We start from the raw sequence: 5,139 nt of genomic DNA, 5'->3' as shown, positions 1-5,139 counted from the left end.
CCGTACCGCTGGGCAGCTCGCCGGACAGGATGAGCTCGTGCAGCTCGGCGGCGGCTTCCTCGGCGAGCGTACGGCGCCCGGTCGGTCCCCCAGGTGTGAGCTCGAGTCGTCGGATCATCAGTAGCGGGCTGCCTCTCTCCTATTCAGCTCTGGAGGTACGGTAGCTGTCGATCGGGCTTCTGGTGGCGTTCGGCGGCTGATTGCCCAGTAAACGCTAGTGGTCTAGCCCGCCGAGAGGGTGGTCAGGTCGAGCAGTACGCGGCCTGAGGAGCGCCCCAGTACGTCGCCGATCCGGTTCGCCGGTACGACGTCGTAGTCCGCTCGCCAGGGCACCGACGCGATGTCCGCGAGCGCCTCGCCGACAGCTTCCGGCGCCAGCGTGGTGCGCTGCAGGTTCACCGGCAGCAGCCGCAGGTCGCGGCCGACGAGCTTGTGCAGGTCGATCGTGGTGAACTCGCCGGCCTTGTACCCGAGTACGGCGATCCGTCCGCCCGGTGAGACGTGTCCGAGCACTCCACCGGTCACCGGACCGCCCATGGTGTCGATGACCGCGTCGCACCACGGCAACTCGCGCCCTACCTGCCCAAGCCCGTCCACACGGACGACCTGGTCGACCAGACCGTCAGCACTGTCCGCACTGTCCGCAGCATCGTCCAGCGACACCAGACCGATCACCCTGGCCGCTCCTGCTGCCCGTGCGATCGCGGCACACATCCGCCCGATCAGCCCGGTCACACCGGTGACGACTACGGTCTCGCCCTGCTGTACGTCGGCCACCCGGCGTACAGCAGTGTGCGCAGTCAACGCGGGCGTCAGCAACGCCAGCGCCGCAGCAGGCTCCAGCGACGACGGCAACGCATGTACGGCGGCGTTCGGTACGACGGCGTACCGCCCCCACACGCCCTGCCGCGTAACACCGACACCCTCGCCCCGGACCACGACGGTCGCACCGGCTGCGGCCACGTCCGAGCTGACCACCACACCGGTGCCCTCGGACCCCGGAACGAACGGTACGCGCGGCTGCTTGCCCGCCAACGTCGACCGGTCCAGCGGCGTCACCGCGGCCAGCCGCATCTCCACCAACGTCTCACCCGGACCGACGGTCAGCTCGACGTCGTCGGCCTTCAGCTGCTCCCCCGGTCCGTGACTGTGCAGCACAGTCCCCCGTGTACTCACGCCTCAACCCCGTTCCCCACGATTTGATATCTGATCACAACCACGACCAGACCGAAAACCCGTCTCACTCCGCGGAGGCCTCCGTCGCCAGCGGTCGGGTGAGCACCTCGACCGCCGCCGACCGCGCTGTCGCCCGCGGGGCGGACACCTCGTCGCTGCCCATCGGGAACGGCCAGTCGCTCCCGGCCAGCACCCGCTCGGCACCGAACGTCTTGATCAGCAGCTCCAGTACGGCGTCGTCGTGCACCAGGTCGTCAACGTAGAACCGCCGCAGCGCCTCGGCCACCGGCAAGGTCACCGGCTCGATACCGGGCCGGGCCTGGTCGATCCCGCGCTGCCACCGGCCGGCGACGGCCGCCGTCACACCACCCCCATGACACAGACAGAACCGGATCCCCGGAAACCGCCCCGGCACGTCCGCGAAGACGAGCGAGGCCGCCGCGACTCCGGTCTCGTACGGATTCCCCAACAGGTTCGACAGGTAAAACGAATCAAGCCGCTTGTCGTCACTGGCACCCGGGTGAATCAGTGTGAACGCCCCGACGGCGTCCAGCACCCGCCAGAGCGGATCCAGTCCCGCATAGCTCGGCGTACCCAGCGCGAAGCCGCTGAACACGCCCTCAGCCGCCAGACCGGCCGCAACAGCCGGTGCGGCCGCGTCCAGCAGTGGCAGGTGCCCCAGCACGCGTAGCTGCGGTGTAGCGAGCTCCCGGAGCCCCTGGTTCACCAGCTCGGCCCACTCGGCGCCTGCGTCGTACCGGAACAAGGGCGGCGGCACCGACACCACAGCGCCGTCCAGGTCCTGCTCAGCGATCCAGTGCAGCAGGGCCGCGGGGTCGGCGAGGCGCCGCAGCGGCAGGCGGCTGCCGTCGACGACCAGCGACCCGCTGTCGACGGACAGCCCGAACTCGCCCCGATGCGCCGCCGCGAGCACGGTCGGCGGGATCAGGTGGGTGTGGACGTCCCAGCCGGCCATCTCAGTGCGCGTCCTCGTCGTTGTCGTAGAAGTCAGGACGCTCCGGGTAGTGCGGCCCGTCGTACACCTCCAGCAGCACAGAGGTCTCCTCTGCCCGGGTCGGTCCGTGCACCACGCCCTTCGGGTTCCAGTAGAAGCTGCCCTTGGTCAGGGTCGTCCCGGTCGGCAGGTACACGTACCGGCCGGACAGGCAGAACATGAACTGGTTCGAGGCGTGCTTGTGCTCCGAAGGGATGCCGGACCCCTTCTCGAAACGCACCAGGGCGATCGACGCCTCGGTCTCCGGGTCCCGCCAGAGCATCTTGTGGGACAGGCCGTCCAGCGACTTCTCCACCCATTCCAGGTCGTCCGTCTGCAGCAGGATCTCCCGCAGCGGCTCGTCGAAACTCATGGCACCTCCCGGCCCGTCACGTGCTTGTACAGTTCCTCAGCCACGCCAGGTCCCATCGGAGCGACTGCGGCGATATGACCGTCCGGCCGGATCAGTACGACGCTCTCCGCCGGTACCCCGTACCTATTGGTGGCAACGCTTCCCGGGTCGAACAGCGCGCGGTCCCGCAGACCGGAGTCGTGCGGCGCGTCCCACCGGGACACCGCGTAGTGCTGCAGCGCCGGCGAGCCGTTGACCGGGATCTCCGGACGCCGGCGTACGTCGGTGAAGTACAGGGCCACGAACGAGTCCCGGCAGAGGTCGTGGATCGTCGTACGTCCCGTAGGGCTCTGCAGCACCAGGTCCGGCGCCCTGTCTCCCGCACGGACCGCAGGCGGCGTGGCGGACGTGGCCACCATCGACCAGTCGCCCACGCCCTCAACGTCGAGCCGTACGCTCAGCAGCGTCCGGTTGTACGCCGTGGCCCAAGCGCCGGTGTTCTCGGTGACAGCACCGCGCTGGAACGACATGTACTTGCGGGCCGCCTCGGCCATCTCACCCGAGCCCTCGATCGCCACCGGCCGCTGCTCCTGCTCGTAGCCGTCCAGCAGCTCCGGAGAGGCCCAGCCACGCAGTACCCAGGCCAGCCGCCACGGCAGGTTGGACGCGTCCAGCGCACCGGTGTTCAGCCCCAACGCCCACATCGGCGTGATCAAGTGCGCCGCATCGCCCATCAGGAAGACCTTGCGATCGGCTGTCCACTGCTCCGCGACCCGGTGGTGCACGTTGTAGACGACCGAACCCATCAGCTCGATCCGGTCCACCTCGCCGATGAACTGCTTCACCTTCACCAGCAGGTCCTCGTCGCCCGGTACGTCGGCGCCCGGCGCCAGCGGGAACAGGAACCGCCAGTTGTCCGGCTGCCGGATCAGCACCATCCACTCGGACTTGTCCGCGAAGTACGCGAGGTACGGGTAGTCCCGGGCGTTGTCGACGTCCAGGTCCACCACAACGTCGATCAGCATGTACCGCTCGGGCAGGGTCTCCCCCACGACCTTCACACCGAGCGCATCGCGGACCCGCGAACGCCCGCCGTCACAGGCCAGCAGGTACGACGCCTCCAGCTCCTGCGGCCCGTCCGGCGTCTCCAGTTGCAGTACGACGCGGTCGCCGCGGATCTCGAACGACGTCATCCGGTGCTGCGTCCGTACCGGCTCGGTGAGCGCCTCCGCGAGCAGGGGCTCCATCTTCTGCTGCGGCAGGTTGATCACGAACGGGAACTGGGTGTCGTTGACCAGTTCGGCCAGCTGCACCGAGGCCCGAGGTGTGTTGGTGGCCCGGTCGATGTCACCGATCTCGTCGATCCGCAGCGCGGCACCGAGGATGCGGTCCACGGCGCCGTACCGGTTCCAGATCTCCAGCGTCCGGCTGAGCGTCGTACCGGCCTTGGTGTCGGAAGAGAGCGTGGCGTCCTCCTCCAGCAGCACGTACGGGATGCCGTAGTGCTGCAGACCGAGTGCCGTGGTCAGACCGATCGGTCCGGCTCCTACTACCGCAACAGGAAGCTGTTCAGTCACAAATCACTCCACAAAGCTTGTGAGCTTGGCAAAGGCACGTTCCCGGGTCAGCGCGGACCCGGTCATCGCAGCCGCGTCGGACAGCAGGAACAGCAACGGGCCGACCACGTCGTCGGGGTCGCCGATACCTATGGTGTCCTGCCAGTGCTCCCGGTCCGCACCGGCGTTCGCTCCCCGGAACTGCTCGGTGTCGATCACTCCCGGCGCGACCACGTTCACCCGGACCCGGTCCGCGGCCACCTCCGCCGCGAGCGTCTTCGCGAACGCCACCAGCGCCGCCTTGCTCGCCGCGTACGCCGCGGCGCCCGGGTACCCGCTGGATGCCATCCCGGAGGTGAACACGACCACCGAGCCCGCCCGGCGCGCGACCATGTGCGGTACGACGGCCTGGCACGCCCAGACGACACCGTCCAGGTTCACCTGCAACGTCCGGGTCCACTCGGCCGGATCCAGCTCCAGCACCGAAGACCGCGGCTGCACCGCCGCCCCGGCCACCAGCCCGTCGATACGCCCGTACTGCGCGTGCACCTGAGAAACGGCCTCGAAGACCTTGGCCCGATCGGCGACATCGACGGGGACGTAAGCGATCCCCTCAGGTGGCGCAGTGACGTCAAGGACCACCGCAGTACCGCCGGCTGCGTTCACGGCAGCCGCCAGCGCAGCGCCGATGCCCTGGGCGCCGCCTGTGATCAGCACGACCTCACCGGTCGCGTCGAAGGTCGCCCTCATGACAAGTCCTTCTGCTTTGACGTCATGGTCTCCGTGATCCGCTGGAACGCACCAGCCAGATGACTGCGCAGCGCCAGCTCCGCAGCATCCGGGTCACGCGCTACGCACGCGTCCAGGATCGCCTGGTGCTCTTGACGGCTCTTCTCGATCAAGAACGCAGTAGGGCGGCTCCCGAACCGGTAGCGCTCGCTGTTCTGCCACACCGGCTCAATGGCCCGCGGCAGCCACTGCGAGCCGCTGGCACGGTAGATGGTGAAGTGGAAGTCCGCGTGCGCGTCACGGGCACCTGCTGAGTCCTCAGCGCGCGACAG

At 68.7% G+C, this 5,139-nt stretch carries 6 protein-coding genes; all 6 read right to left on the bottom strand.

Annotation, left to right across the window (positions count from 1 at the left end):
* Nucleotides 1-222: 222 nt before the first annotated feature.
* Nucleotides 223-1,176 carry a zinc-binding alcohol dehydrogenase family protein gene (locus VFF46_RS17280; RefSeq protein ID WP_325038156.1) on the bottom strand — a complete coding sequence of 318 codons (954 nt, stop codon included), beginning with the start codon at nucleotides 1,174-1,176 and terminating at the stop codon, nucleotides 223-225.
* Nucleotides 1,177-1,240: 64 nt separating this feature from the next.
* A complete protein-coding gene (locus VFF46_RS17275; RefSeq protein ID WP_325038155.1) occupies nucleotides 1,241-2,152 on the bottom strand; it encodes an amidohydrolase family protein in 912 nt (303 codons plus the stop codon).
* A gap of 1 nt (nucleotide 2,153) precedes the next feature.
* On the bottom strand, nucleotides 2,154-2,543 hold the full coding sequence (locus tag VFF46_RS17270) for a cupin domain-containing protein (RefSeq protein ID WP_325038154.1): 390 nt from the start codon (nucleotides 2,541-2,543) through the stop codon (nucleotides 2,154-2,156).
* Nucleotides 2,540-4,099 (bottom strand): FAD-dependent monooxygenase, encoded by a 1,560-nt coding sequence (locus tag VFF46_RS17265; protein ID WP_325038153.1) that lies wholly within the window; start codon nucleotides 4,097-4,099, stop codon nucleotides 2,540-2,542. The genes VFF46_RS17270 and VFF46_RS17265 overlap by 4 nt, the downstream gene beginning before the upstream one ends.
* A gap of 3 nt (nucleotides 4,100-4,102) precedes the next feature.
* Nucleotides 4,103-4,828 carry an SDR family oxidoreductase gene (locus VFF46_RS17260; RefSeq protein ID WP_325038152.1) on the bottom strand — a complete coding sequence of 242 codons (726 nt, stop codon included), beginning with the start codon at nucleotides 4,826-4,828 and terminating at the stop codon, nucleotides 4,103-4,105.
* Nucleotides 4,825-5,139, bottom strand: a 315-nt coding sequence (locus VFF46_RS17255) for a GntR family transcriptional regulator (protein ID WP_325038151.1), incomplete at its 5' end; no start/stop codon positions are given. The genes VFF46_RS17255 and VFF46_RS17260, both read right to left, overlap by 4 nt.

The organism is Kribbella sp. (assembly GCF_035655035.1).
Lineage (GTDB): Bacteria > Actinomycetota > Actinomycetes > Propionibacteriales > Kribbellaceae > Kribbella.
The sequence above is the reverse complement of the archived record's forward strand: the minus strand, read 5'-3'. Positions and strand labels throughout refer to the sequence as shown.

Coding starts and splice junctions, on each gene's coding strand:
- VFF46_RS17260 (WP_325038152.1), bottom strand. CDS start 4,828: ATGAGGGCGACCTTCGACGCGACCGGTGAGGTCGTGCTGATCACAGGC.
- VFF46_RS17275 (WP_325038155.1), bottom strand. CDS start 2,152: ATGGCCGGCTGGGACGTCCACACCCACCTGATCCCGCCGACCGTGCTC.
- VFF46_RS17270 (WP_325038154.1), bottom strand. CDS start 2,543: ATGAGTTTCGACGAGCCGCTGCGGGAGATCCTGCTGCAGACGGACGAC.